This is a genomic window from Starkeya sp. ORNL1 (assembly GCF_012971745.1).
Lineage (GTDB): Bacteria > Pseudomonadota > Alphaproteobacteria > Rhizobiales > Xanthobacteraceae > Ancylobacter.
Window position 1 is genome coordinate 1,132,330 of sequence record NZ_CP048834.1, and the last position, 25,145, is coordinate 1,157,474.

At 66.1% G+C, this 25,145-nt stretch carries 25 protein-coding genes; 7 read left to right on the forward strand and 18 right to left on the reverse strand.

Going from position 1 to position 25,145, the window contains the following annotated elements:
* Positions 1 to 70 precede the first annotated feature (70 nt).
* The 4 genes from glpX to G3545_RS05570 all read right to left on the reverse strand — a co-directional run bounded on the left by glpX (position 71) and on the right by G3545_RS05570 (position 4,340).
* A complete protein-coding gene (glpX, locus tag G3545_RS05555) occupies positions 71 to 1,066 on the reverse strand; it encodes a class II fructose-bisphosphatase (RefSeq protein WP_170010602.1) in 996 nt (331 codons plus the stop codon).
* Between the two features lie 9 nt (positions 1,067 to 1,075).
* Positions 1,076 to 2,395, reverse strand: a complete 1,320-nt coding sequence (locus tag G3545_RS05560; protein WP_170010604.1) for a homoserine dehydrogenase — start codon at positions 2,393 to 2,395, stop codon at positions 1,076 to 1,078.
* 67 nt (positions 2,396 to 2,462) lie between these two features.
* A complete protein-coding gene (locus tag G3545_RS05565; RefSeq protein ID WP_170010606.1) occupies positions 2,463 to 3,680 on the reverse strand; it encodes an LL-diaminopimelate aminotransferase in 1,218 nt (405 codons plus the stop codon).
* A 171-nt stretch (positions 3,681 to 3,851) separates the two neighbouring features.
* Positions 3,852 to 4,340: a hypothetical protein gene (locus tag G3545_RS05570; protein WP_170008848.1), complete on the reverse strand. Its 489-nt coding sequence runs from the start codon at positions 4,338 to 4,340 to the stop codon at positions 3,852 to 3,854.
* Between the two features lie 184 nt (positions 4,341 to 4,524).
* Between G3545_RS05570 and phaC the strand changes: the two genes are divergently transcribed.
* Both phaC and G3545_RS05580 read left to right on the forward strand, forming a co-directional pair.
* Complete coding sequence (gene phaC, locus G3545_RS05575) at positions 4,525 to 6,288, forward strand: class I poly(R)-hydroxyalkanoic acid synthase (protein WP_281411728.1); 1,764 nt, start codon at positions 4,525 to 4,527, stop codon at positions 6,286 to 6,288.
* A gap of 279 nt (positions 6,289 to 6,567) precedes the next feature.
* On the forward strand, positions 6,568 to 6,885 hold the full coding sequence (locus tag G3545_RS05580; RefSeq protein WP_170010608.1) for a hypothetical protein: 318 nt from the start codon (positions 6,568 to 6,570) through the stop codon (positions 6,883 to 6,885).
* Positions 6,886 to 7,052: 167 nt separating this feature from the next.
* On the opposite strand, the gene argC is transcribed toward G3545_RS05580, so the two are convergent.
* Positions 7,053 to 8,108 (reverse strand): N-acetyl-gamma-glutamyl-phosphate reductase, encoded by a 1,056-nt coding sequence (gene argC / locus G3545_RS05585; RefSeq protein ID WP_170010610.1) that lies wholly within the window; start codon positions 8,106 to 8,108, stop codon positions 7,053 to 7,055.
* Between the two features lie 196 nt (positions 8,109 to 8,304).
* Between argC and G3545_RS05590 the strand changes: the two genes are divergently transcribed.
* The 3 genes from G3545_RS05590 (at position 8,305) to G3545_RS05600 (ending at position 11,324) form a co-directional block, all read left to right on the forward strand.
* Positions 8,305 to 8,643 (forward strand): hypothetical protein, encoded by a 339-nt coding sequence (locus G3545_RS05590; RefSeq protein WP_348644634.1) that lies wholly within the window; start codon positions 8,305 to 8,307, stop codon positions 8,641 to 8,643.
* Between the two features lie 109 nt (positions 8,644 to 8,752).
* Positions 8,753 to 10,783, forward strand: coding sequence for a DNA topoisomerase IV subunit B (gene parE, locus G3545_RS05595; RefSeq protein WP_170010611.1), 2,031 nt, complete (start codon positions 8,753 to 8,755; stop codon positions 10,781 to 10,783).
* A gap of 154 nt (positions 10,784 to 10,937) precedes the next feature.
* Positions 10,938 to 11,324: a VOC family protein gene (locus tag G3545_RS05600; RefSeq protein WP_170010613.1), complete on the forward strand. Its 387-nt coding sequence runs from the start codon at positions 10,938 to 10,940 to the stop codon at positions 11,322 to 11,324.
* A gap of 57 nt (positions 11,325 to 11,381) precedes the next feature.
* Here G3545_RS05600 and G3545_RS05605 read toward each other — a convergent pair whose 3' ends face one another.
* Both G3545_RS05605 and G3545_RS05610 read right to left on the reverse strand, forming a co-directional pair.
* On the reverse strand, positions 11,382 to 12,005 hold the full coding sequence (locus tag G3545_RS05605) for a LysE family translocator (RefSeq protein ID WP_170010615.1): 624 nt from the start codon (positions 12,003 to 12,005) through the stop codon (positions 11,382 to 11,384).
* A 155-nt stretch (positions 12,006 to 12,160) separates the two neighbouring features.
* On the reverse strand, positions 12,161 to 12,637 hold the full coding sequence (locus G3545_RS05610; protein ID WP_170010617.1) for a GreA/GreB family elongation factor: 477 nt from the start codon (positions 12,635 to 12,637) through the stop codon (positions 12,161 to 12,163).
* A 177-nt stretch (positions 12,638 to 12,814) separates the two neighbouring features.
* Between G3545_RS05610 and G3545_RS05615 the strand changes: the two genes are divergently transcribed.
* Positions 12,815 to 14,359, forward strand: a complete 1,545-nt coding sequence (locus G3545_RS05615) for a DEAD/DEAH box helicase (protein WP_170010619.1) — start codon at positions 12,815 to 12,817, stop codon at positions 14,357 to 14,359.
* Here the strand turns inward: G3545_RS05615 and G3545_RS05620 are convergent.
* The 10 genes from G3545_RS05620 to G3545_RS05665 form a co-directional block, all read right to left on the reverse strand.
* The gene (locus G3545_RS05620) at positions 14,346 to 15,140 is read right to left on the reverse strand and encodes a mechanosensitive ion channel domain-containing protein (protein WP_170010621.1); all 795 of its coding nucleotides are present in this window, start codon (positions 15,138 to 15,140) and stop codon (positions 14,346 to 14,348) included. The genes G3545_RS05615 and G3545_RS05620 overlap by 14 nt on opposite strands.
* Positions 15,141 to 15,188: 48 nt before the next feature.
* On the reverse strand, positions 15,189 to 15,542 hold the full coding sequence (locus G3545_RS05625; RefSeq protein ID WP_170010623.1) for a TfoX/Sxy family protein: 354 nt from the start codon (positions 15,540 to 15,542) through the stop codon (positions 15,189 to 15,191).
* 179 nt (positions 15,543 to 15,721) lie between these two features.
* A complete protein-coding gene (locus G3545_RS05630) occupies positions 15,722 to 16,108 on the reverse strand; it encodes an iron-sulfur cluster assembly accessory protein (protein WP_170010625.1) in 387 nt (128 codons plus the stop codon).
* 74 nt (positions 16,109 to 16,182) lie between these two features.
* Entirely contained in the window at positions 16,183 to 16,623 is a 441-nt protein-coding gene (locus tag G3545_RS05635; RefSeq protein WP_170017927.1) for a VOC family protein, read from the reverse strand.
* Positions 16,617 to 16,988, reverse strand: a complete 372-nt coding sequence (locus tag G3545_RS05640) for an SUF system Fe-S cluster assembly protein (protein ID WP_170010627.1) — start codon at positions 16,986 to 16,988, stop codon at positions 16,617 to 16,619. Before G3545_RS05640 ends, G3545_RS05635 begins: the two co-directional genes overlap by 7 nt.
* Complete coding sequence (locus tag G3545_RS05645; RefSeq protein WP_170010629.1) at positions 16,985 to 18,232, reverse strand: cysteine desulfurase; 1,248 nt, start codon at positions 18,230 to 18,232, stop codon at positions 16,985 to 16,987. Before G3545_RS05645 ends, G3545_RS05640 begins: the two co-directional genes overlap by 4 nt.
* A 151-nt stretch (positions 18,233 to 18,383) precedes the next feature.
* On the reverse strand, positions 18,384 to 19,688 hold the full coding sequence (gene sufD, locus G3545_RS05650) for a Fe-S cluster assembly protein SufD (protein ID WP_170010631.1): 1,305 nt from the start codon (positions 19,686 to 19,688) through the stop codon (positions 18,384 to 18,386).
* Positions 19,689 to 19,697: 9 nt separating this feature from the next.
* Positions 19,698 to 20,462: a Fe-S cluster assembly ATPase SufC gene (gene sufC / locus G3545_RS05655; protein ID WP_170010633.1), complete on the reverse strand. Its 765-nt coding sequence runs from the start codon at positions 20,460 to 20,462 to the stop codon at positions 19,698 to 19,700.
* Between the two features lie 118 nt (positions 20,463 to 20,580).
* Positions 20,581 to 22,056 carry a Fe-S cluster assembly protein SufB gene (gene sufB / locus G3545_RS05660; RefSeq protein WP_170010635.1) on the reverse strand — a complete coding sequence of 492 codons (1,476 nt, stop codon included), beginning with the start codon at positions 22,054 to 22,056 and terminating at the stop codon, positions 20,581 to 20,583.
* Between the two features lie 98 nt (positions 22,057 to 22,154).
* The gene (locus tag G3545_RS05665) at positions 22,155 to 23,327 is read right to left on the reverse strand and encodes a cysteine desulfurase family protein (RefSeq protein ID WP_170010637.1); all 1,173 of its coding nucleotides are present in this window, start codon (positions 23,325 to 23,327) and stop codon (positions 22,155 to 22,157) included.
* A gap of 401 nt (positions 23,328 to 23,728) precedes the next feature.
* Here G3545_RS05665 and G3545_RS05670 point away from each other — a divergent pair, with 401 nt between their 5' ends.
* Positions 23,729 to 24,394 (forward strand): alpha/beta hydrolase, encoded by a 666-nt coding sequence (locus tag G3545_RS05670; RefSeq protein ID WP_170010639.1) that lies wholly within the window; start codon positions 23,729 to 23,731, stop codon positions 24,392 to 24,394.
* 57 nt (positions 24,395 to 24,451) lie between these two features.
* Here the strand turns inward: G3545_RS05670 and G3545_RS05675 are convergent, their stop codons facing one another.
* Positions 24,452 to 24,820: a hypothetical protein gene (locus G3545_RS05675; protein WP_170010641.1), complete on the reverse strand. Its 369-nt coding sequence runs from the start codon at positions 24,818 to 24,820 to the stop codon at positions 24,452 to 24,454.
* Between the last annotated feature and the right edge of the window lie 325 nt (positions 24,821 to 25,145).

The following is a 25,145-nucleotide window of genomic DNA, read 5'->3' on the forward strand; positions in this document are numbered from 1 at the left end:
TTTCGACCGCCGCCCAAAAGGCCCCTCACCCCTGCCCTCTCCCCAACGGGGAGAGGGGGAAGTAGCGAGATCAATCGAAGCCGAACTTCGAATGGTCGCGGTGCTCGGCTTCGATCCAGCGCACCGTGCCGGAGGCCGAGCGCATGACCACGGTGTGGGTCTTGATGACGTCCTTGTCGAACTTGACGCCCTTCAGCATGTTGCCAGTCGACACCCCGGTCGCCGAGATCAGGCAGTCGCCGCGCACCATGTCGAAGATGTCGTAGACCTTCCGCGGATCGGCGACGCCCATCTTCTTGGCGCGGGCGCGCTTCTCGTCGGTGTCGAGGATGAGGCGGGTGTACATCTGGCCGCCGATGCAGCGCAGCGCCGCCGCCGCCAGCACGCCCTCGGGCGCGCCGCCGGTGCCGAGATAGATATCGACGCCGGTCTCGTCCGGGTCGGTGGTGTGGATCACGCCGGCGACGTCGCCGTCGGTGATGAGTTGCACCGAGGCGCCGGTGTTGCGCACCGCGGCGATGATGCCGGCATGGCGCGGACGATCAAGGATCAGCGCGGTGATCTCGTTCGGCTTCACGCCCTTGGCCTTGGCCAACGAGTGGATGTTCTCCTCCGGCGAGGCGTCGAGGTCGATGACGCCCTTCGCATAGCCGGGGCCGATGGCGATCTTGTCCATATAGACGTCGGGCGCGTTCAGCAGCGTGCCGCCTTCGGCCATTGCCATCACCGCGATGGAGCCGGGCATGTTCTTGGCGCACAGCGTAGTGCCTTCGAGCGGATCGACCGCGATGTCGACTGCCGGACCCCTGCCGGTGCCGACTTCCTCGCCGATGAACAGCATCGGCGCCTCGTCGCGCTCACCCTCGCCGATGACGATGCGGCCGGCGATCGGCAGGCGGTTCAGCTCGCGGCGCATGGCGTCGACGGCGGCCTGGTCGGCAGCCTTCTCGTCGCCGCGTCCCCTGAGCCGGGCGGCCGCCACCGCCGCGCGTTCGGTCACGCGCACCAGCTCAAGCGTCAAGATGCGCTCAAGCGCCTGGCCAGCCTTCACCGTAATTTCCGCCATAAGCCCCTCTCAATCCTTCTCGATCCGTATCACCTGCGGTGCAGACGCGATCACCCCATCGGCCTCGATGGCGGCGATAGCGCGGCGCACCGCGTCTTCCGTCGTCGCGTAGGTGATCAGCACCACCGGTGCCGGGTCCTCCGCGCTTTCCGGGCGGTCGCCACCATGGGGACGACCGCGTCGGTGCTGCATTATGGACTCGAGAGAAATGTTCTGCTCGGCCATATGGCGGGCAATCGCTGCCGCCGTTCCAGGCCGGTCCACTGCCGCGAGGCGGATATAATACCCGCCCTCATGACGTTGCATTGTCGCCCGCTCGGCATTGCGCAAATCTTTGGCGGCACTGCCGAAAGCCGGCGCGAAACGTTGCGCCGCAAGGTCGCAGAGATCGGCGACCACGGCGGAGGCAGTGGCATCACCGCCGGCGCCGGGGCCGACCAAAGTGAGCGGCACGGCGTCGCCATCGACGGCCACCGCATTGGTCACGCCCGAAACCTGGGCGATCGGCCAATGTTTGGGCACCATGGTCGGATGCACCCGCTGCTCCACTCCGGCCTCGGTGCGCACCGCGACGCCGAGCAGCTTGATGCGGTAGCCGAGTTCGTCCGCCGCATCGAGATCGGCCAGCGTGATGGAGCGGATGCCCTCGACATGCACCGCGCCGGCGTCGGGCGCGACGCCGAAGGCGAGGCTGGCGAGGATGGTGAGCTTGTGGGCGGTATCGAAGCCGTCGACATCGAAGCTCGGATCGGCCTCGGCATAGCCGAGCCGCTGGGCCTCCTTGAGGCACGCCTCGAAGGACAGCCCCTCTTCCTGCATCCGCGTCAGTATGTAGTTACAGGTGCCGTTGAGGATGCCGGAGACGCGGGCGACCGTGTTGCCGAGCAGCGCCTCGCGCAGCGTCTTGACGATGGGGATGCCGCCCGCCACCGCCGCCTCGAAATTCAGCGAAACACCCTTGTCGGCGGCAAGATGGGCCAGCGCCACGCCATGATGGGCGAGCAGCGCCTTGTTGGCGGTGACGACGTGCTTGCCATTGGCAAGCGCAGTTTCCACCGCCTCCCTGGCGACACCGCCCTCCCCGCCGATCAGTTCGACGAAGACGTCGATGCCGGGATCGCGGGCCAGCGCCACCGCATCGTCCGCCCAGCGCACATTCGAGAGGTCGATGCCGCGATCGCGGGAGCGGTCGCGGGCGGCGACCGCCACCAGTTCGACCGGGCGGCCGGCAATGGCGGCGATGGTGTTGTGGCGGCGGGCGAGCATGCGCACCACGCCCGCGCCAACCGTGCCGAGGCCGGCGATGCCAATCTTGAGCGCGGGCGCCATGGAACGATCCGAAAACGCAACGAAATCCGGGGTACGGGCACTGCCCCGGACCCGGAAGCCCAGGGGATCAGCGCGCCGCGGCGAGAGGGACGACGTTGTGCAATGTTTCCGCGCCCGATTCAAGGAAGCGGCGGACATTGCGCGCCGCCTGGCGGATGCGCTGCTCGTTCTCCACCAGGGCGATGCGGACATAATCGTCGCCGTGCTCGCCGAAGCCGACGCCCGGCGCCACGGCGACATCCGCCTTCTCGATCAACAGCTTGGAGAACTCCAGGCTGCCCAGCGAACGGAATTTCTCCGGGATCGGCGCCCAGGCGAACATCGAGGCGTTGGGCGAGGGAATCTCCCACCCGGCCCGGCCGAAGCTGTCGACGAGGGCGTCGCGGCGCTTCTTGTAGACCTCGCGCATCTCGGCGATGCAGTCCTGCGGGCCATTGAGCGCGGCGGTCGCCGCCACCTGGATCGGCGTATAGGCGCCATAGTCGAGATAGGACTTCACCCGCGCCAGCGCCGCGATCAACCGCTCATTGCCGACCGCGAAGCCCATGCGCCAGCCGGCCATGGAGAAGGTCTTGGACATCGAGGTGAACTCCACCGTCACATCCATGGCGCCCGGAACCTGCAGCACCGAGGGCGGCGGGTTGTCGTCGAAATACACCTCGGAATAAGCGAGGTCGGACAGCACGATGAGGTCGTGCTTCTTCGCGAACGCCACGACGTCGCGATAGAAATCGAGGTCGGCGACGCAGGCGGTCGGGTTCGACGGGTAGCAAAGTACCAGCGCCAGCGGCGAGGGAATCGAATGCGCCACGGCGCGCTCCAGCGCGTGGAAGAAGTCCGGTCCCGGCTCACATGGTACCGAGCGGATCGCCGCACCAGCCATAAGGAAGCCGAAGGCGTGGATCGGATAGCTCGGGTTCGGCACCAGGATCACGTCGCCCGGCGCAGTGATGGCCTGCGCCATATTGGCGAAGCCTTCCTTGGAGCCGAGCGTGGCGACCACCTGGCGCTCCGGATCGACCTTCACGCCGAAGCGGCGCTCATAATAGGCCGCCTGCGCGCGGCGCAGCCCCGGAATGCCCTTGGAGGCCGAATAGCGATCGGTGCGCGGCCGGCCAATGGTGTCCTTCAGCTTCTCGACCACATGGGCCGGAGCGTCGAGGTCGGGATTGCCCATGCCGAGGTCCACGATGTCGGCCCCGGCGTTGCGAGCGGCCGCCTTGACGCGGTTGACTTGCTCGAAAACGTAAGGTGGCAGCCGGCGGATGCGGTGGAAGTCAGTCATGGGTCCCTTGCTCCAGGCCTTCCCGATCAAATAGCGGGAGGCGATCGGGCGCTTCATATCACCGAATGCGCGCGCCCGCATCGCGGTGCTTCGCAGGCTAAATTGGCGGAAGAATGATGCGCGTGAGGCGGCGCGCCATTTTCGTTTATTGCGCGCGCCGATTTACCGCGCCTACTGCGCCTGCTCGATATCCTGACGCATCTTGGTCTCGCGGCTCTTCGCCAGTCCTTCGAGATCGGACTGCATCTTCGCCTTCTCGGTGTCGTTCAGCACCGGACGGGTGCCCGCCGTCGTCGGCGTCGCGAAGCTCGGGAACGGCAGGTCCTGCCGCACCGGGGAATGGGGTGCCTGATGCGAGGCGGTGCCCGATGCAGCGGCAGCATTGGTGGCGACACCTGTCGTCGTGCCACCCGGGGCAGCAGCACCAGCGGCCTGCGACGCCGCCGGTGCGTGTGTCGCCTCGTTCGTCGCCGTGCCGTGAGCGGAAGGCGCCGGCTCCGCGGGCGTGGCGGTCGCGGTCGTCTCGGGATCCGGGCTGGTGATGAACGGCAGCGGCGCATCGGCGCCAGCACAGCCCGCGAGCAGAAACGCAAGCGCACCGAACAGGGCCGGCTTGCCGACGCGCCGACGCAGCTGCCGCGTTGTTACGCTGTCGCTCAAGCGAGACGTACTCCTGCTACCAAACGCCCCGCAGCGAACGCTCTCGCGGGAGCCGCCGGGCCTGTCTATGATGGCGACATATGAACACGAGTGCCCGCGGGAGCAAGCGGTGAGTAAACGCAACGCCTTGGGGACGCCTCCGGACGAATCGGCCGCTCCCGATGCGCCGAACGCGGCCTCCGGGATCGATCTGGAAGCCTTTGCCGGCAACCTCGCCCGCCTCGTCGAAGAGGGCGGACGGGCCATGGCAGCCTATCTGCGTCCGCGCGAGGACGGCCGTATCAAGGACGACGTCGCCGAGGACATCGCCGAGGTGATGAAGACACTCGGGCAGGTCGCGGAATACTGGCTCTCCGACCCGCGGCGCACGGTCGAGGCGCAGTCGCGGCTGTTCGGCGGCTATCTCTCGCTGTGGTCGTCGACGCTGAAGCGGCTCGGCGGCGAGGAGACCGATCCGGTGGCGGCGCCGAGCGTGCGCGATGCGCGCTTCGCCGATCCCGCCTGGAGCAGCAATCCGTTCTTCGACGCGCTCAAGCAGACCTATCTGCTCACCTCGAACTGGGCCGAGGGCCTGGTCAAGGAAGCCGAGATCGACGAGCACACCAAGCACAAGGCGGATTTCTACGTCCGCCAGATCGCCGGCGCGGTGTCGCCCTCGAACTTCGTCCTGACCAATCCGGAGCTGCTGCGCACCACCCTCGAATCCAATGGCGAGAACCTGGTGCGCGGCATGAAGATGCTGGCGGAGGATATCGAGGCCGGCGGCGGCGATCTGAGGATCCGCCAGTCCGACGATTCCAAGTTCAAGGTCGGCGAGAACCTCGCCACCACGCCGGGCAAGGTGATCTTCCAGAACGAGCTGATGCAACTCATCCAGTATGCGCCGAGCACCGAGACGGTGCTGCGCATCCCGGTGGTGATCATCCCGCCCTGGATCAACAAGTTCTACATATTGGACCTCAATCCGGAGAAGTCGTTCATCCGCTGGGCGGTGGCGCAGGGCCTCACCGTGTTCGTGGTCTCCTGGGTCAATCCCGGTCCGGAGCTCGGCGGCAAGGGCTTCGCCGACTACATGCAGGACGGCGTGCTGAAGGCGATCGAGGTCGCCAGGCAGGCCGCGCACACCCGCGAGGTGCATGCGGTCGGCTACTGCGTCGGCGGCACCATGCTCGCCATCACGCTGGCCTGGCTGGCGGCGATGCGCCGCAAGGTGGGCATACGCTCCGCCAGCTTCCTCACCACCCAGGTCGATTTCTCCCAGGCCGGCGACCTCAAGGTGTTCATCGACGAGGAGCAGATCGCTAACCTCGAGCGCAAGATGCTCGAGACCGGGGTGATGGAAGGCCGCAAGATGGCCAATGCCTTCAACATGCTCAGGGCCAATGACCTGATCTGGCCCTATGTCGTGAACAATTACCTGAAGGGCCAGGCGCCCTTCCCGTTCGACATGCTGTACTGGAATTCGGATTCGACGCGGCTGCCGGCGGCGAACCATTCCTTCTATCTGCGCAATTGCTATCTCGACAATCGCCTCGCCACCGGCGAGCTGGAACTGGCCGGGCGCAAGCTCGACCTCTCGCAGATCTCGCTGCCGACCTATTGCCTCGCCACCCGCGAGGACCACATCGCTCCCGCGGCATCAGTGTTCCTCGGCATGCAGCTGTTCGGCAACGCCACGCGTTTCGTGCTGGCGGGATCCGGGCACATTGCCGGCGTCATCAACCCGCCGGCGCGCGCCAAGTACCAGTATTGGACCGGCGGGGCGCCGAAGGGGACGGTGGAGAGCTGGATCGGCAAGGCGGAGATGCATGCCGGCTCGTGGTGGCCGGACTGGTTCGCCTGGATCCAGCAGCAGGACAGCCACGAAGTGCCGGCGCGCGAGCCCGGCGGCGGCCGCCTCGCCCCGATCGAGGACGCGCCGGGCAGCTATGTGAAGGTGCGGGGCTGAAGCGTTGTGCCGCGTGAGCATCCTTCGAGGCTCGCTGTCGCTCGCACCTCAGGATGAGGTTGCTCTAATAAGAGCGACCTCATCCTGAGGCGCCCGCCTTGGCGGGCCTCGAAGGATGCCCAAGGCGGGCCACTTCAAACCAGCGCCAAGCCTTCACAAGCCGTTAGTCACTTTGGTTGACGACGCACTTGATATGGTTGCCTCAGGATACCGTCATTGAGACTATGTGTGTGCGTGCAATTCTCGCCACGCCGCCTGTCTGTCCTAATGGAGCCCCCAATGTTCAAGCTTGGCGCTGCCCTGTGCGCAAGCGTCGCCCTCGCCGCGTTCACCGCGCCGGCTCAAGCGGTGCCCGCCCGCATTGATCTTCCCTCACTGACCATCAATGTCGCCGAAGGCTGCGGCCCCGGCGCCTGGCGTGGCCCGTGGGGCCATTGCCGCACCACGCCCTATTACGGCCCGCTGCCGAACGGCTACTATCAGGAGCCCCCGTCGGGCACCGGCCCCTGCCCGCCCGGCTACTGGCGCGGCCCCTGGGGCCATTGCCGCAACACGCCCTATCACGGCCCGCTGCCGGGCGGCGGCTTCCAGCCCTGATACGAGATCGGCCCCTCGCGGGGCCGATTTTTCGTTTTGACGCTCTGTTCGACCATCCTTCGAGGCTCGCTGCGCTCGCACCTCAGGATGACGTGGTTCATTAAAATGCGACGTCATCCTGAGGTGCCGGCCGACGGCCGGCCTCGAAGGATGTTGAGCCGAGCGCCTCACGGGAACAGCGCGATCTGCTCCAGGCCGAGCGTCTCGGGATAGCCGAGCACCAGGTTCATGTTCTGCACCGCCTGGCCGGAGGCGCCCTTCACCAGATTGTCGGTCGCCGAGATGATGATGACGCGATCCGGCTGGCGATCCGGCACCACGCCGATGAACGCCATGTTCGAGCCTTTCACGAAGCGCGACTGCGGTACCTGGCCGGCCGGCAGCACGTGGACGAACGGCTCGGCCTTGTAGAAATCCGCCAGCACCCGGTGCACGCCGGCGGCGCCGACACCCGGCGCGGTCTTCACATAGATGGTGGCGTAGATGCCGCGGTTCATCGGCACCAGATGCGGCGTGAAGCTCGGCACGATGCTGCGGCCGGCGGCCTTAGAATATTCCTGGTCGAGCTCGCCCATGTGCCGGTGATTGCCGACGCCATAGGCGTGCATGCCATCGGTCACCTCGGAGAAGAGCAGCGACTCCTTGGCCGAGCGGCCGGCGCCGGTGACGCCGCTCTTGGCGTCGATGACGATGTTCTCCGGCTCGATGGCGCCGGCCTCGATCAGCGGGACAACGGGGAGGATCGCCGTCGTGGTGTAGCAGCCAGGATTGGCGACGAGGCGCGCCTTCTTGATGTCGGAGCGATACAGCTCGACGAGGCCGTAGACCGCCTCCTGCTGCAATTCGAGCGCCTGGTGCGGATGCCCGTACCATTGCTCATAGGCGCCGGGATCGCGCAGCCGGAAATCGGCCGACAGGTCCACGATCTTGATGTGCGGCGCCAGTTCGAAGGAACGCTTGATCACCTGCTGCGTGGTGCCGTGCGGCAGCGCGCAGAAAGCGAGATCGATGCCGGACCAGTCAAGCTCGTCGATGGTGACGAGCTTCGGCAGGTCGAACGGCGCGAATTGCGGGAACACGTCAGCCATCGCCTGGCCGGCCTTGCGGTCGGCGGTCAGCGCGACGATGGCGGCTCGCGGATGGCGCAGCAACAGGCGCAGCAGTTCCGAGCCCGTATAGCCCGAAGCCCCGAGTATCGCGATCCGCGCCTTGGCGTCCGACATGTCCTTCTCCCGCCTGCGTGAAAAAGCGGCCGCAGAGAGTGGCTGCGGCCGCGGAACTGCGCAAATGGCCGCGTCGCGGCGGCTTTGCAAGCGCGCGGGTCTACACCCAACGCATGGCAGACGGAAGACGACTTCTGTGGACGCATGGACAATCTGCCGCTGCGGCATCTTGTAGTAAACGTTTCAACAGCAAATATTGAATGCAATCGCGGTGCGGGCCGCTCGGCAACGAATCAGGAGCGACACCGTCATGCTTTTCCCTTTTGCCCTCTTCAATCTGGGGCTGGATATGGCTCGCCTCGCCGGCGAAGCCCAGTCGGTGATCGCGCTGCGTCTGGCGCGAATCTCGGTCGGCGATGCCGACGCCGGCACGGAAATAATGCGCATGGTGACGGAAAAGGCGCTCGCCGCCGGTGAAGTCGGCATGCATCTCGCCTCCGCGGCAGCAACCGGCCGGCTCGAGCATGCGGCGCACGACGTGGTGGTGCTGTATCGCCGCCGGGTACGCGCCAATCGCCGCCGGCTGTCACGCTGAAATCCCTGTTCACGATTGGTTCTGATTTGAGGTTCCGGTTTGCGTTGCACGCTGGCATAGTGCATGCGGGTTTCGAATCGACCGCATGACCGGAAAGCGCTGATCCCTGATGGCCAAGCCGAACGACCTGTTCGCCGCGATTCCCGAGCCGGAACCGCGGCGCCCGGCGCGCGAGCCGCGCCCCGCCGCGCCGCCCGCCGAAGCTGCCTATACCGCGGCCCATATCGAAGTGCTGGAAGGGCTCGAGCCGGTGCGGCGCCGGCCGGGCATGTATATCGGCGGCACCGACGAGAAGGCGATGCATCACCTCTTCGCCGAGGTGATCGATAATTCGATGGACGAGGCGGTGGCCGGCCATGCCACCTTCATCGATGTGGAGATGACCGCCGACGGCTTCATCACCGTCACCGACAATGGCCGCGGCATCCCGGTGGAGAACCACCCGAAATTCCCCGGCAAGTCGACGCTCGAAGTGATCCTCACCGTGCTGCATGCCGGCGGCAAGTTCGACAGCAAGGTCTATGAGACCTCCGGCGGCCTGCATGGCGTCGGCGCATCGGTGGTGAACGCGCTCTCCGACGTGTTGGAGGTCGAGGTCGCGCGCAACCAGGTACTCTACAAGCAGAGCTATTCGCGCGGCATCCCGCAGGGCAAGGTGCAGGAGGTCGGCCGGGTGCAGAACCGGCGCGGCACCCGCGTGCGCTTCCGGCCCGATCCGCAGATCTTCGGCGAGGGCGCGCGCTTCAAGCCGGCCCGCGTGTTCCGCATGTCGCGCTCCAAGGCGTATCTGTTCGGCGGCGTCGAGGTGCGCTGGAGCTGTGACGCCGAGCTCGTCGCCGGGACCGATGTCCCGGAAAAGGCGACGTTCCGCTTTCCGGGAGGCCTGCGCGACTATCTCGCCGGCGACATCGAGGGCCAGACCCGCGTTCATCCCGACATCTTCGCCGGCAAGATAACCAAGCCCGGCGGGCACGGTTCGGTGGAATGGGCGGTGGCGTGGCTCGGCGATGCCGATGGCGGCGTCTCCTCCTATTGCAACACCATCCCGACCATCGAGGGCGGCACCCACGAAACCGGGTTCCGCGTGGCACTGCTGCGCGGCCTGCGCGACCATGCCGAGCGCACCGGCAATGCCAAGCGGGCGGCAAGCATCACCACCGACGACGTGATGGTGGGCTGCGCGGCGATGCTCTCGGTGTTCATCCGCGAGCCGGAATTCCAGGGCCAGACCAAGGAGAAGCTCGCCACCTCCGAGGCGACGCGCATCGTCGAGACCGCGATCCGCGATCCGTTCGACCATTGGCTCGGCGGCAATCCGGTTCAGGCCAGCAAACTGCTCGACTGGGTGGTGGAGCGCGCCGAGGAGCGGCTGCGGCGCCGGCAGGAGAAGGAGATCTCCCGCAAGACCGCGGTTCGCAAGCTCCGTTTGCCGGGCAAGCTCGCAGACTGCTCGAACAATTCGGCGGCCGGCTCCGAGATCTTCATCGTCGAGGGCGATTCGGCCGGCGGCTCCGCCAAGCAGGCGCGCGAGCGCCAGACCCAGGCGGTGCTGCCGCTGCGCGGCAAGATCCTCAACGTCGCGAGCGCCGGCAAGGATAAGCTGGCGCAGAACCAGCAGCTCTCCGACCTGATGCAGGCGCTCGGCTGCGGCACCGGCACGCAGTATCGCGACCAGGACCTGCGCTATGAGCGGGTCATCATCATGACCGACGCCGATGTCGACGGCGCGCACATCGCCTCGCTGCTCGTCACCTTCTTCTTCCGGCAGACGCCGAAGCTGATCGAAAACGGGCATCTGTTCCTCGCCGTGCCGCCGCTCTATCGCATCACGCAAGGCACCAAGACGCTCTATGCGCGCGACGAGCCGCACCGCGACGCTCTGCTGAAGAGCGAGTTCAGCGGGCGCGGCAAGGTGGAGATCGGCCGCTTCAAGGGCCTCGGCGAGATGATGCCGGCGCAGCTCAAGGAAACCACGATGAGCCCGAAGACGCGCCTGCTGCTGCGCGTCACTGTCGGCGACGCCGAGCAGGTCGCCACCGCCGACACGGTGGAGCGGCTGATGGGCAACAAGCCGGAAAGCCGGTTCGCCTTCATCTCCGAGCGCGCGGCGTTCGCAGGCGAAGAATTGCTGGATATCTGACGTCTCCTTCGCGGCGTTACATGGCCCTCACGCCGTCATCCCCGGCCTCGTGCCGGGGATCTCGATTCCTGACAGCACGTCAGTCACACAGATGGCCGGTCCAAGCCCGGCCATGACGGTGTTATGCTGTGCCAAAAGCACAGGGAGGCGCTCCATGCTCGACCATGTCGGTTTTGCCGTTTCGGATTTCGACCGTTCGAAGGCCTTCTATCTCAACGCCTTGAAGCCGCTCGGCATGTCCCTGGTCATGGAGGTCACGGCCGAGCAGACCGGCAATGGCGCGGCGGCGGGCTTCGGCTCGGACGGCAAGCCGTATTTCTGGATCGGCGAGGAGGACGCGGTCGGAAGCCATGTGCATGTGGCGCTTGCCTCGCCCGACCGCCGTTCGGTCGACGCCTTCTATGAGGCAGCGATGGCGGCGGGCGCCCGCGACAATGGCGCGCCGGGACTGCGCCCGCATTACCACCCGGATTATTACGGCGCCTTCGTGCTCGATCCCGACGGCCACAATATCGAGGCGGTCTGCCACAAGCCCGAGTGAGCTTGCTCGTCGAGCAGGTCCTGATCGCAAAAGTCGTTCAACTTTTGCGGGACATGCTCAGCGCCGATCGAACGCGATCCGTGCGGCAAGGCCGAGAAAGACGAAGCCGGTCAGCATCTGGAAGGCACGCGCCGCGCGGCGGCTCGCCGCCAGCCAGCGGCCGATGCTGCCGGCAAAGCCGCCCACCGCCAGATTGACCAGCGTGCCGCCGACATTGAAGACGGTGCCCAGCAGCAGGAATTGCAGGAAGGTCGAGCCGCGCGCCGGATCGACGAATTGCGGCAGGAAAGCCAGCACGAACACCGCGATCTTGGGATTGAGCAGGCTCACCACCACGGCATCGCGCCCGGCTTTCCACGCGCTGCCGCGCGCCCCTTGCGGCGCCGTGAGCACGACCGGCCGGCGGAACGCCTGGATCGCCAGCCACACCAGATAGAAGACGCCACCCCAGCGTATCGCCTCGAACGCGCCCGGGTGCGCGACGAGCAGCGATGCCAGCCCGATCCCCGCGGCCAGAGTGTAGATGAAGCCGCCGGTGGCGATGCCGAGACTCGCCGCCATCCCCGCCCTCGGGCCCGACTTCATGCCTTGGCCGAGGCAGAACAGCATGTCGTTGCCCGGCGTGAGGTTCAGCGCGAGGGCGGCGGGGATGAAGATGAGGAGGGTGTCGAGGGGGATCATGAGCTAGCTTGGCTTCAGGTCGGCTGTGGCTTTGCTTGAGCATCCTTCGAGGCCCGGCTTTGCCGGACACCTCAGGATGAGGTCGTTCTTTTAAAGCAACCTCATCCTGAGGCGCGAGCGCAGCGAGCCTCGAAGGATGCTCAAGCAGGACACCCTCAAAACCTCTCCGACTCGCGATCGATCGCCACGATCTCCATGGTCCCCGCCGGCAGCGCGACCTCCTCGCCGACCGTCTTGCCCAGCAGGGTGCGGGCGACCGGGGCGCTCCAGGCGATGCGGCCGGCCTTGGGATCGGCCTCGTCCTCGCCGACGATGCGCCAGGTGCGCTGTTCGTCATCCTCGTCGACCAGCGTCACCGCCATGCCGACGGTGACGGTATCGCCCTCGGCCGGCGGATCGACCGGCTCGGCATTGGCACGGCGGGCGGTCCAGTAGCGCAGGTCGCGCGAGGCGCGGGCGACGCCGTCGCGATCCCCCTGCCCGCCGGCAGTGGCGAGTTCCTCGCGCAAGCGCTCGATCTCGGCCTCGATCAGAGCGAGGCCGCGACGGGTGACGAGGTTGCGATTCGGGCTGATCGGGCGCTCGGGGAGCACCTCGGCGCCGGAATCCTCCTTCACGAAGGCACGGCTCATGTTCGGAAGACCTTGACAGCGGCGAAATGCGTTGACTTTGCGGGGTTTGTCCCTATGTTGCGTTGCGTCGTCACACCGTTCCGATTGATGCGCTCCGCGCTTAGACGATGCAAGCCGTCCCCGGATACGGCTCGGGGAATGCCGGTGAGCGGTGCGCTGCCGCAGAATAGACCCTCTATGCCTTTTAACGAACTGGGCCTGAGCGACAAGGTGCTCTCGGCCGTCACCGACGCCGGGTATACCGAGCCCACGCCCATCCAGGCGCAAGCCATCCCCCACGTGCTCGCACGGCGAGATGTGCTCGGCCTCGCGCAGACCGGCACCGGCAAGACCGCTGCCTTCGTGCTGCCGATGCTGACGCTGCTGGAGCAGGGCCGCGCCCGCGCCCGGATGCCGCGCACCCTCATCCTCGAGCCGACGCGCGAACTCGCGGCGCAGGTCGAGGAGAACTTTGTCAAATACGGCAAGAACCACAAACTCAACGTCGCATTGCTGATCGGCGGCGTCTCCTTCGGCGACCAGGACAGCAAGCTGCTGCGCGGCGTCGATGTGCTGATCGCAACGCCGGGCCGCCTGCTCGACCATGTGGAGCGCGGCCGGCTGCTGCTCTCGGGCATCGAGATCCTCGTCATCGACGAGGCGGACCGCATGCTCGACATGGGCTTCATCCCTGACATCGAACGCGTCTGCAAGCTGGTGCCATTCACCCGGCAGACGCTGTTCTTCTCGGCCACCATGCCGCCGGAAATCCAGCGGCTGGTCTCGCAATTCCTCTCCAACCCGGTGCAGATCGAGGCGTCCCGCCCCTCCTCCACCGCAGCCAACATCACCCAATTGCTGGTGGCCTGCGGGCGCGAGGACCATGAGAAGCGCGACAAGCTGCGCGATCTCATCCGCGGCGCGGAAAACCTGCAAAACGGCATTATCTTCTGCAACCGCAAGCGCGACGTCGGGGTGGTGCACAAGTCCCTTCAGCGGCACGGCTTCAATGTGGTGGCGCTGCACGGCGACATGGACCAGCGCTCGCGCATGCAGGCGCTCGAGCAGTTCCGCACCGGCGAGGCCACTTTGCTGGTGGCGTCCGACGTCGCGGCGCGCGGCCTCGACATTCCGGCGGTGAGCCACGTCTTCAATTACGACACGCCGCACCACGCGGAAGACTATATCCACCGCATCGGCCGGACCGGCCGTGCCGGCCGCTCGGGTGCCGCTTTCACCATCGTCACCCATGCCGACGTGAAGTCGCTTGCCGCTATCGAGAAGCTGATCGGCAATCCGATCGAATGGATGAACGGGCAGACACTCGGCGATGCACCGCCGCGCGAGGCTCGTTCCTCCAGTCGCGGTGGCGAGCGCGGCGGGGAACGCGGTGGCGAGCGTGGCGAACAACGCCGTGGCGCCCGTCCGGCCCGCCGTCGCGAGGAGCGCCCGCAAGACGAACGCGGCCATTCCGAGCGCAGCCATTCGCATCGCGAAGAAGCGCCCGTCGCGGTCGCGAGCAATGTCGAGGAACTGCCGCGTGGCAACCGCCCGCCGCGTCGCGAGCGCGCCAGTGCCGCGCCCGCGCCGGTGGAGACTGGACCGCGCCCCGCGCCGCGTGCGCCGGTCAATCCGACCACCGCGCGCCGCCCGCAGGCCGAGCGGCCGCACAATGACGAGCCGGCGGATACTTCGCACCTGCCGGCCTTCCTGCTGCGCCCGGTGAAGATCAAGGCGGGCTGAGCGCTGCCTGTTGGGGCTGCTCCGGCAGTCCCGGCGCCAGCCGGCTGCGCAGACGCCGCACCAGATCCGCCTTGAGCGATCCGGCATCGGCAGCCTTGGCCCAGGCGGAGAATGCGATTTCCACCTTGTCGAGCGTGAACTTGGCGACATTGGCCGAGGGGCCCGGCGATTTGTTGGTGCGCGGATCGTTTTGCAGGAACGCCAGGCCTTCCGCGATCGTGCCGTCAATATCGCCGCCCGGCTTCATCTCAACGGTCAGATCGAGCCGCCGCTCGCCATAGGCCGACTGGTTGACGATCGCCGAACCCCAGACCTGGCCGTTGGGGATCAGCACCTGCACGTTGTCGCCGCTGGCAAGTTCGGTGGTGAACAGAGTGAGGTTCTTCACCGTGCCGGCGCGCCCGGCCACCTCCACGCTGTCCCCGACCCGGAACGGGCGGAACAGCAGCAGCATGACGCCCGCCGCAAGATTCGATAGCGTGCCTTGCAGCGCAAGGCCGATGGCCAGCGATGCGGCGCCCAGCACCGCGATGATGCTGGTGGTCTGAATGCCGAAGCGTTGCAGCACGGCGACGCCGACAAAAGCCAGCACTGTGTATTTGGCGAGACTCCCGATGAAGCCGATGACGGTGATGTCGACCCGATGCGTCGAGGCGAGCGCCCGCGTCACCGCACGGTCCACGAGGGTCGCCACCCACCAGCCGACAATGAGCAGGCCGAGCGCATAGAGGACGTTCAGTCCGTACAGCACGAACAGATTGCCGAGTTCTTCGAAGTTCATGAGACCGCCTTTGCCATTGCACCAGTAGGGGCAACGGCCGAGACGCCGTCAGGTTCGCCTTGTTCGCTTAGGTTTGGCGGCCTTGGCCTCCGCCGCGCGGCGGGCCACATCCAGCGCGGCATAAGCGATCTCGGCCACCGCGTCGGGATCGTCGAGCCGGCGGTCCGGGATCGACCAATAGCCGAGCGAGATGATGCGGCCCTTGCCCTCATAGGCGAACGGCTTCGAGCCCTCGCCTTCGAGGCGGGCAGCCAGCGCCTGGTCGGCCTTGAGGTAGATCTCGCCGAAGCCGGAAAGCGCGAACATCACGCCGTCGGCATAGATGCCGAGGCCGCCGAACATGCGCCGGCACTTCACCGGGCCGAAGGAAGCGAAGATGTCGGCGACCTCATCGGCGTCCATGGCTTTGCTGTGGTTTGGCTGTGGCTTGGCTTGAGCTTCGCTGTAGCTCGGCTTGAGCATCCCTCGAGGCTCGCTGCGCGAGCACCTCAGGATGAGGTGGTTCCTAAAAATACGACCTCATCCTGAGGTGCCCGGCAAAGCCGGGCCTCGAAGGATGCCGAAGCAGTGGAACAGCCGCCTCAGGCGTGCGCGTCGGCCGGCTCGCCCTTCGCCGGGGTGATGGCGACGGATTCGCCGCAGCCGCAGGCCGAGGTCTGGTTCGGATTGTTGAAGACGAACTGTGCGGACATCTTGTCGGCGCGGAAGTCCATCTCGGTGCCGAGCAGATAGAGGATGGCCTTGGGGTCGATGAGGATCTTCACGCCCTTGTCCTCGACGACCTCGTCAAAGCGGCCCGCCTCCTCGGCGAACTCCAGCGTGTATTCCATGCCGGCGCAGCCGCCATTCTTCACGCCGACGCGCAAGCCCGCGACGGGCTTGTCGGCGCGCGCCATGATCTCCCGCACGCGGGACGCGGCGGCATCCGTCAGGCGCATGACGGAAGGACGGGGGCGGGCTTCAGCCATAATCGTCTCCTAATCGACGCCGGTTCAAGGCCGGCGGATCGGTCGTCTTAAGATGGGGGATGTGCGCGCTGGACTCAAGTCCCCGCTTCGGCTTGATAATTCTTCCAAAGCCCCGGCGTGCCCAGTTCCGCAAGGTGACCGTCCGGGTCACGGAAATAGACGCTCACGCCACCGCGCGGCCACGTCACTTCCGATTCGATCGGCACGTTCTCGCTGGCGAGATGCGCGCGCCAGGCGTCCAGCGCCTCGGTGGGAATGGCGAGGGCAAAATGGAGCGGCCCGTGGCCGTCATGCGGCGGGATGGCGCCGCCCGGCAGATGCACGGTATGCAGCGTGCTGCCACGCTTGAACAGCAGCAGCGCGCTCGCCGGACCGGCGTCATAGACCACGAGGCGCTCGTCACCGAACATCACCGGCAAGGCGAAGACGCGGTCATAGAAGGCCCGCGCCCGCTTGAGATCGTCGACATAGAGGCAGGTTTCGAGGACGCCGCTGATCCGCGGCGCGCTCACCAGAGATTCAGCGCAAGCCGCGCTTCCTCCGACATGCGCCCCTGATCCCAGGGCGGGTCGAAGGTGAGGTTGACGGTGACGCCCGACACCCCGCCAACACTCGCCACTGCGCCTTCCACCATGCCGGGAAGCTCGGCGGCGGAGGGACAGTTCGGCGTGGTCAGCGTCATCTCCACCGCAACCTGGCGGTCATCGGCTATGTCGACCTTGTAAATCAGGCCGAGTTCATAGATGTCGACCGGGATTTCCGGGTCATAGACGGTCTTCAGCGCGCCGACGATGTCGTCGGTCAGGCGCTCAAGCTCGTCCTCGGGAATCGCGGAGGCGATCGTCGGGACGTTCGGAGCCTCGGTGTCGATCTCGCTCATGCGAAAAGATCCTGCGCCTTGATGAGGGCCTCGGCGAGGCGGTCGACTTCCTCGTGCGTGTTGTACAGCGCGAAGGAGGCCCGGCACGTCGCCGTCACACCATATCGGCCAAGCAGCGGCATTGCGCAATGGGTACCGGCCCGCACCGCAACACCGGAGCGGTCGATCACGGTAGCAATGTCGTGCGGATGGGCGCCTTTCACGTCGAAGGCGAGGATCGCGCCCTTGCCCGGTGCATCGCCATAGATGCGGATGGAATTGATGCGCGAGAGCCGCTCCTTGGCATAGGCGCCCAGGGACGCCTCATGCGCGGCGATGCGCTCGCGGCCAAGGCTCTCCATATAGACCAGCGCCTCGCCGAGGCCGATGGCCTGCACGATGGGCGGCGTGCCGGCCTCGAAACGGTGGGGCGGCTCGCCATAGGTGACGCCCTCTTCCGTCACCGTGCGGATCATCTCGCCGCCGCCCTCATAGGGCGGCATCTTCTCCAGCAGATGCCGCTTGCCGTAGAGCACGCCGATGCCGGTGGGGCCGTAGAGCTTGTGGCCGGTGATGCCGTAGAAATCGACATCGAGATCCTTCACGTCGACCGGCATGTGCACGGCGGCCTGCGCGCCATCGACCACCACCAGCGCCCCGACCTCATGGGCAAGGCGGGTGATCTCCTTGATCGGCGTCACCGTGCCGAGCACGTTCGACATATGGGTGATGGCGACGATCTTGGTCCGCTCGGTGATGAGGTCCTTGAAGGCGTCGAGATCGAAGGCGCCGTCTTCCGTCACCGGTGCCCATTTGATCACCGCGCCCTTGCGTTCGCGCAGGTAATTCCACGGCACGATGTTGGAGTGGTGCTCCATGATGGAGAGCACGATCTCGTCGCCCTCGCCAATCGACTGGCCGAGCGAGGAGGCGACGAGGTTCAGCCCGCCGGTGACCGAGCGGGTGAAGATCACCTCTTCCAGCGAGCCGGCATTGAGGAAGGCGCGGCAGCGCTCGCGGGCCTCCTCGTACGCCTCGGTCATCGCATTGGCGAGGAAGTGCAGGCCGCGATGGACGTTGGAATATTCGTTCTCATAGGCATAGCGCATGCGATCCAGCACCTGCACCGGCTTCTGCGCCGAGGCGGCATTGTCGAGATAGACCAGCGGCTTGCCATAGACCTGCTTGGCCAGGATGGGAAAATCCTGGCGGACGCGGGCGACGTCGTAGGTGCCGTCGAGGACGGCTGGGTGGATGGTGGTCATTGCACGACCTTTGCTCTCGCCGGCCTGGCGAACATCCTTCGAGGCCGGGCTGCGCCCGGCACCTCAGGATGACGGTCGCTAAAAGATGAACGTCATCCTGAGGTGCGAGCGGAGCGAGCCTCGAAGGATGCCCACTCCGCGCGCCCTCAGATCAGCCCCGTGCCTTCAGCCATGCCTCGGCGCGGGCGACCAGCGCTTCGCGCAGGCCGTCATGCTCCACGGTCTCGATGGCTTCGCCGACGAAGGCCTGTACCAGCAGGCTCTGCGCTTCCTTCAGCGGAATGCCCCGGGCGCGCAGATAGAACAGCAGATCGTCATCGAGCGCGCCGCAGGTGGCACCATGGCCGCAGGCGACGTCGTCGGCGAAGATCTCCAGCTCCGGCTTGTTGTCCATCTCGGCATCGTCGCCGAGCAGCAGAGCGCGGCTCATCATGCGCCCGTCGGTCTTCTGGGCGGCCTGGCGGACCACGATCTTGCCCTGGAACACGCCGCGGCTCTGATCGTCGAGCACGTGCTTGAACAATTCGCGGCTCTCGCAGCCGGGCACGGTGTGATCGACGAACAGCGTCGAATCGGCGTGCTGCCGATCCTTGAGCAGCGCCGCGCCATTGATCGACACCTTCGTGTCCTCGCCCGCCAGCGTCGCATAGAGCGAGGTGCGCGAGACCGCGGCGCCGCTGGTGAAGGTGAAGCTGCGCAGCTCGACATTGCGGCCGACCTCGAACAGCAGGGTCGCGAGATGCACGGCGCTGGTGCCTTCCGCCTGGAGGCGGACGATATCGAGCCGGGCGTCGTCGCCGACAGTGAACTCGGTGGCGCTGTTGGTCTGGTAGGCAACCGCCTCCGGACCCTCGAAGCTCTCGACATAAGTGAGCTTTGCGCCCTCGCCGACCACCACCAGCGAGCGGGCGTGGCCGAGCGCCGGGGCAGCACCGACATAGATGTGAGCGACCTGCACCGGACGTTCGACCACCGTGCCGGGAGCGACATGGACCAGCACGCCGTCCTCCGCGAGCGCGGTGTTGAGCGCCAGCGCGGCGTCATAGCGCGACGGCACGATGCCGCCGAGACGGCTCAGCAATTCATTGCCGTCCTTGATGGCGGCAGCGAGCGGCTGGATGGTCAGGCCCGGCTCCAGATCGGCGAGATCGGAGAGTTCGGGAACCACGACGCCATTGGCGACGACGATGCGGCGCGTGCCGGCATCGGCAAGGGCCTGCACGTCCGGTGGCGTCGATGCCTTGCCTGCAAGGGGAACCGCGTCGCGCAGGATGGTGCGCAGATCGGTGTATTTCCACTCCTCGATGCGGCGGTGCGGCAGGCCCTGCTCGGCGAAGCTGCGGGCCGCCGAGCGGCGCAGGTCGGCGAGCCGGCCCGGCGTCGCCGGCAGCGTGTCGAGCGCGGCGATCAGCGCCTGCTCGGCAGGAGTGCGGATGGGGCGGACTTCGGCGTTCATGACTTCACCTCACGCCGCGCTCTGCTGGTACTCGGCATAGCCATTGGCTTCCAGCTCCAGCGCCAGCTCCTTGCCGCCGGAGCGGACAATGCGGCCATTGTTCATGACGTGCACGAAGTCCGGCACGATGTGGTTCAAGAGGCGCTGATAGTGGGTGATGACGATCATGCCGCGATCCGGCGAGCGCAGCGCGTTGACGCCTTCAGAGACGACCTTCAGCGCGTCGATGTCGAGGCCGGAATCGGTCTCGTCGAGGATGCAGAGCTTCGGCGCCAGCACCGCCATCTGCAGGATCTCCATGCGCTTCTTCTCGCCGCCGGAGAAACCGACATTGACGCCGCGGCGCAGCATGTCCTGGCTGATGCCGAGCGCGCCCGCCTTGTCGCGGATGAGGCGCAGGAAATCCGGGGTGGAGACCTCTTCCTCGCCGCGGGTCTTGCGCTGCGCGTTCAGCGCCGAGCGCAGGAAGTTCATGGTGGCGACGCCGGGCACCTCGATCGGGTACTGGAAGGCGAGGAACACGCCCTTCGCGGCGCGCTCGTCGATCTCCATCTCCAAGAGGTCCTCGCCGTCGAGCGTCACGGTGCCCTCGGTGACCTCATAATCCTGCTTTCCGGCGAGGATGTAGGACAGCGTCGACTTCCCCGAACCGTTCGGGCCCATGATGGCGTGCACTTCGCCGGGATTCACCTGGAGCGAGAGCCCCTTGAGGATTTCCCGGCCCTCGTCGCCGTCGATCCTGGCGTGGAGATTGTCGATTTCGAGCATGGCCATTGCGTTCATTCCGTTCTGGCGCGAGGCATCCGGGTCGGTCGGGATCGCGCAAAATTCCTGGGGGCGATCCCGGATCGCAGCCGTGCTACGTCCGGGATGACGAATGCGGAGCCGGACGTCAGCCCACCGAGCCTTCGAGGCTCACCGAGATCAGCTTCTGCGCTTCCACCGCGAACTCCATCGGGAGTTGCTGGAGCACGTCCTTGACGAAGCCGTTGACGATGAGGGCCGTCGCCTCTTCCGCCGACAGCCCGCGCTGCTGGCAGTAGAACATCTGGTCCTCGGAGATCTTCGAGGTCGTCGCTTCGTGCTCGAAGTGCGCGCTCGAATTCTTGCTCTCGATGTAGGGCACGGTATGCGCGCCGCACTTGTCGCCGATCAGCAGACTATCGCAATTGGTGAAGTTGCGAGCGCCGGTGGCCTTGCGATGGGCGGAGACGAGGCCGCGATAGGTGTTGTCCGAGTGGCCCGCCGCGATGCCCTTGGAGATGATGCGGCTCGACGTGTTCTTGCCGAGATGGATCATCTTGGTGCCGCTGTCGACCTGCTGGCGGCCGTTCGAGATGGCGATGGAATAGAACTCGCCCTGGCTCCCGTCGCCGCGCAGGATGCAGCTGGGGTATTTCCAGGTGATGGCCGAGCCGGTCTCGACCTGCGTCCAGGAGATCTTGGAGCGGTCACCACGGCAATCGCCGCGCTTGGTGACGAAATTGAAGATGCCGCCCTTGCCGTCCTTGTCGCCGGGATACCAGTTCTGGACGGTGGAGTACTTGATCTCGGCATCGGCCAGAGCCACCAGCTCGACCACGGCGGCGTGCAGCTGGTTCTCGTCGCGCTGGGGGGCGGTGCAGCCTTCGAGATAGCTCACATAGGCGCCCTCGTCGGCGATGATGAGGGTGCGCTCGAACTGGCCGGTGTTGCGCTCATTGATGCGGAAATAGGTGGAGAGCTCCATCGGGCAGCGCACGCCCTTCGGCACATAGACGAAGGAGCCGTCCGAGAAGACCGCGGAGTTCAGCGTGGCGAAGAAATTGTCGGTCACCGGCACCACGGAGCCGAGATACTGGCGCACCAGCTCCGGATATTCGCGGATCGCTTCGGAGATCGGCATGAAGATCACGCCGGCCTTGGCGAGCTCTTCCTTGAAGGTGGTCGCCACCGAGACCGAATCGAACACTGCATCGACCGCGACGCGCGAAGTGCTGCCGCTCTCGATGCCGAGCAAAGCGTCACGCTCGCGCAGCGGGATGCCGAGCTTCTCATAGGTCTTGAGGATCTCGGGGTCGATCTCGTCGATCGACATCGCCGCCTTCCGCTTCGGCGCGGAGTAATAATAGAGTTCCTGATAGGCGATCGGCGGATAGCTCACCCGCGCCCAATCCGGCTCGCGCATGGTCTGCCAGCGGCGGAACGCCTCTAGCCGCCATTCCAGCATCCACTCCGGCTCGTCCTTCTTCGCCGAGATGAAGCGGACGGTATCCTCGTCCAGACCCTTGGGCGCCTTCTCCGATTCGATATCGGTGAAGAACCCGTACTTGTACTGATCGACGTCGATGGAGCGGACCTGCTCCACAGTCTCCTGTACGGCCGGCATCGTCTTTCTCCTCTCCCACGCGGGGTCAAGGCCCGCGGGTCAAGTCCACACTCACGTTCCGGTCACGCCGCCCGAAGCACGGCAGGACCGCCTCAAAATCACGCCGCGCGTCGGCGCAGCAGGTTCGGCAGCACCCGGCGAAAGGTGCCGAGCGCACGTTCCACGTCTTCCTCGACGCTCGACCAGCCGAGCGACATGCGCACCGCCGAGCGGGCGATGCGCTCGGGCACGCCCATGGCGGCGAGCACATGGGACGGCGCGACCTTGCCCGAGGAGCAGGCCGACCCGGCGCTGACCGCGACACCGGCAAGATCGAGCGCGATCAGCAGCGTCTCGGACGGCACGCCGGGCAAGGCGATGCACGAGGTGTTGGGCAACCGCTCGACATCGCCGACGAGAAGCACCAGCTCTGGGAATTCGCACCTTAGAGCGCTTTCAAGCCGGTCGCGCAAGGCAGCGATGCGCGGCATCTCGGTAGCGAGGTCACGCTTCGCACTTTCCGCCGCGGCGCCAAAGGCGGCGGCGGCGGGCACGTTCTCGCTGCCGGCGCGGCGGCCACGCTCCTGGCCGCCACCGGCGATCAGCGCCGCGGGGCGCAGATCGGGATCGGCCATGACGAGCGCGCCGGAGCCCGGCGCGCCGCCGAGCTTGTGGGCGGAGATCGAGAGCATGTCGACGCCGAGCGCGCCGATATCGACCGGGATGCGGCCGGCGGCCTGCACCGCATCGGAATGGATGACGGCGCCGTGCGCCCGCGCCCGCCGGGCGGCTTCCGCTACCGGCTGGATGACGCCGGTCTCGTTATTGGCGACCATGATGGAGACCAGCGGACGGCGCCCGGCTTCGGCATGGCCGGCGAGCATCGTATCGAGCGCATCAAGCTTGATGCGGCCGCGGGCATCGACCGGGATCAGTTCGACCCGATCGGCGGCAAAGCGATGGCCGCGCAGCACCGCGGAATGCTCTACCGGCGTGGTCACCAGCACGTTGCAGGCGAGCGGCTCGCCACCGCGAGAGATGTCGGGGGTCAGGGCCAGTACGTCGGCCTCGGTGCCGGACGAGGTGAAGACAACGCCGGCGGGATCCGCGCCGACCAGATCCGCCACCTGCTTGCGGGCATCCTCCAGACGCGAACGGGACGCCCTGCCCTCGCCATGGATGGCGGAGGCATTGCCGGTACGGTTCAACGCCGCAAGCAGCGCCTCCGCCGCCTCGGGGCGGATCGGCGCTGTGGCATTGTGGTCGAAATAGCTGCGCTCGGTCGTCGTCATCGTCTCGAATTCGAAGAGAATGGCCGTTGCTTACCGCGAGAGGAGGCGGGACGCACCCTATATAGGTACGATTCCCTGACCTTGCTTGCGCATGCCTCTTGCATGCTTGCAAATCAAGGCCATCTCCTTCATAGGTTTGGCTTCCGCCACCTCCGTCGGGCGGCATTTTGCGCTGGTGTACAGCTCAAGAATTGCAACCTGACGTAGAAGATTAGAATTATTCTAACAAGTTAGGAGTAACAACTCCTGGCGTCAAGGTATCAGGGCGGAAAACCCCACACGGGCCAGACACCCGGCAAGGTTGGAAACCCGCTTGGCGACAGGGGTTTCGCCGGAACTCCTTTCCGGAACCTAGCTCCCATACGCCCCAACGGGTCGCAGCTTCAAGGTCACGAATTTCCATGCCCGAGGTCATCTTCACCGGCGAGAAGGGGCGGCTTGAAGGCCGCTACCAGCCGGCCAAGACGCGCAATGCCCCCATCGCCATCATCCTGCATCCGCACCCGCAGTTCGGCGGCACGATGAACAATCCGGTGGTCTATAATCTCTATTACCAGTTCGTGAACCGTGGCTTCTCGACCCTGCGCTTCAATTTTCGCGGCGTCGGCCGCAGCCAGGGCTCGTTCGACCACGGCCAGGGCGAACTGGCGGACGCCGCCGCGGCGCTTGACTGGGCGCAGTCCATCAATCCGGACGCGCGCGCCTGCTGGATCGCCGGCTTCTCGTTCGGCGCCTGGATCGGCATGCAACTGCTGATGCGCCGCCCCGAGGTGGAGGGCTTCATCTCCATCGCCGCGCCGGCCAATCTCTACGACTTCTCGTTCCTGGCGCCCTGCCCCTCGTCCGGGCTGTTCGTCCATGGCGACAAGGATGCGGTGGTGCCGTTCTCCGCCGTCACCGGCCTGGTCGAGAAGCTGAAGACACAGCGCGGCATCATCATCGACCAGCAGACCGTGCCCGGCGCCAACCATTTCTTCGACGGCAAGACCGACGAACTGATGGAAGTGATCGGTGCCTATCTCGACAAGCGCCTGCCCGGCACGCGCAAGAAGGAAAGCGCGGCCTGAGGGTCAGCGCCGTCATCGCAATTGCCAATGGCCGGGCATCGCCCGGCCATTTTCATTTCAATTCAGGACCAAGCGCGCCGGCTGGCTGAGCGTCACCACGTCGCCGCGGCGATAAAGCTCGATCTGGCGGACATCCGCGCTGTCTTCGGCGGGAACCGAAAAGCTGACATGCTGCTCGGGCTGCAGCGTCGCGGTGACGCGCACCGGCGCACCGCCGCCAATGCTCAGCGTGGCGACGACCTGATAGCCGTCGCGCTCCGGCGTGTAATAGGCAACGCCATGGACATAGCCGAGATCGATGGTCTGGGCATGGCCGGGCGAGATGTTCTGTGACTTGTCGACCGCGCTGGCCGGGGCCATCGCTGCTGCGCCAAGGATGAGGCCGATCACGCCGGCCGGGATAAGGGCGCCGAGAAATACGCGCATCCGAGTTTGCTCCATATGTTCTGTCCAGGTTCTTTGACCCGTTCATCGAGTCGCCTGGCGAGCCGGAGGCTCCGGGAGCCGCTAACGTAGGGAAATTATTGTGCGATGCATCATGAGATCTTGCATCGCACCAATGCGTTTTAGGAAACTGTGGCGAAAGGTATCAAAATTCAGTTTTTCTGAATGAGGTATTCAGGGTGTGAGCGAGGGGGTGCTCTCCTGCTTCAACATCCTTCGAGGCTCGCTGCGCTCGCACCTCAGGATGAGGTGGTTTTTTTATGTGCGACCTCATCCTGAGGTGCCCGGCAATGCCGGGCCTCGAAGG

What these genes read in the sequence shown, in the direction of transcription:
- glpX (WP_170010602.1), bottom strand. Translation starts at nt 1,066, where the DNA reads ATGGCGGAAATTACGGTGAAGGCTGGCCAGGCGCTTGAGCGCATCTTG.
- G3545_RS05560 (WP_170010604.1), bottom strand. Translation starts at nt 2,395, where the DNA reads ATGGCGCCCGCGCTCAAGATTGGCATCGCCGGCCTCGGCACGGTTGGC.
- G3545_RS05565 (WP_170010606.1), bottom strand. Translation starts at nt 3,680, where the DNA reads ATGACTGACTTCCACCGCATCCGCCGGCTGCCACCTTACGTTTTCGAG.
- G3545_RS05580 (WP_170010608.1), top strand. Translation starts at nt 6,568, where the DNA reads ATGTTCAAGCTTGGCGCTGCCCTGTGCGCAAGCGTCGCCCTCGCCGCG.
- argC (WP_170010610.1), bottom strand. Translation starts at nt 8,108, where the DNA reads ATGTCGGACGCCAAGGCGCGGATCGCGATACTCGGGGCTTCGGGCTAT.
- parE (WP_170010611.1), top strand. Translation starts at nt 8,753, where the DNA reads ATGGCCAAGCCGAACGACCTGTTCGCCGCGATTCCCGAGCCGGAACCG.
- G3545_RS05600 (WP_170010613.1), top strand. Translation starts at nt 10,938, where the DNA reads ATGCTCGACCATGTCGGTTTTGCCGTTTCGGATTTCGACCGTTCGAAG.
- G3545_RS05605 (WP_170010615.1), bottom strand. Translation starts at nt 12,005, where the DNA reads ATGATCCCCCTCGACACCCTCCTCATCTTCATCCCCGCCGCCCTCGCG.
- G3545_RS05610 (WP_170010617.1), bottom strand. Translation starts at nt 12,637, where the DNA reads ATGAGCCGTGCCTTCGTGAAGGAGGATTCCGGCGCCGAGGTGCTCCCC.
- G3545_RS05615 (WP_170010619.1), top strand. Translation starts at nt 12,815, where the DNA reads ATGCCTTTTAACGAACTGGGCCTGAGCGACAAGGTGCTCTCGGCCGTC.
- G3545_RS05620 (WP_170010621.1), bottom strand. Translation starts at nt 15,140, where the DNA reads ATGAACTTCGAAGAACTCGGCAATCTGTTCGTGCTGTACGGACTGAAC.
- G3545_RS05625 (WP_170010623.1), bottom strand. Translation starts at nt 15,542, where the DNA reads ATGGACGCCGATGAGGTCGCCGACATCTTCGCTTCCTTCGGCCCGGTG.
- G3545_RS05630 (WP_170010625.1), bottom strand. Translation starts at nt 16,108, where the DNA reads ATGGCTGAAGCCCGCCCCCGTCCTTCCGTCATGCGCCTGACGGATGCC.
- G3545_RS05640 (WP_170010627.1), bottom strand. Translation starts at nt 16,988, where the DNA reads ATGAGCGAGATCGACACCGAGGCTCCGAACGTCCCGACGATCGCCTCC.
- G3545_RS05645 (WP_170010629.1), bottom strand. Translation starts at nt 18,232, where the DNA reads ATGACCACCATCCACCCAGCCGTCCTCGACGGCACCTACGACGTCGCC.
- sufD (WP_170010631.1), bottom strand. Translation starts at nt 19,688, where the DNA reads ATGAACGCCGAAGTCCGCCCCATCCGCACTCCTGCCGAGCAGGCGCTG.
- sufC (WP_170010633.1), bottom strand. Translation starts at nt 20,462, where the DNA reads ATGGCCATGCTCGAAATCGACAATCTCCACGCCAGGATCGACGGCGAC.
- sufB (WP_170010635.1), bottom strand. Translation starts at nt 22,056, where the DNA reads ATGCCGGCCGTACAGGAGACTGTGGAGCAGGTCCGCTCCATCGACGTC.
- G3545_RS05665 (WP_170010637.1), bottom strand. Translation starts at nt 23,327, where the DNA reads ATGACGACGACCGAGCGCAGCTATTTCGACCACAATGCCACAGCGCCG.
- G3545_RS05670 (WP_170010639.1), top strand. Translation starts at nt 23,729, where the DNA reads ATGCCCGAGGTCATCTTCACCGGCGAGAAGGGGCGGCTTGAAGGCCGC.
- G3545_RS05675 (WP_170010641.1), bottom strand. Translation starts at nt 24,820, where the DNA reads ATGCGCGTATTTCTCGGCGCCCTTATCCCGGCCGGCGTGATCGGCCTC.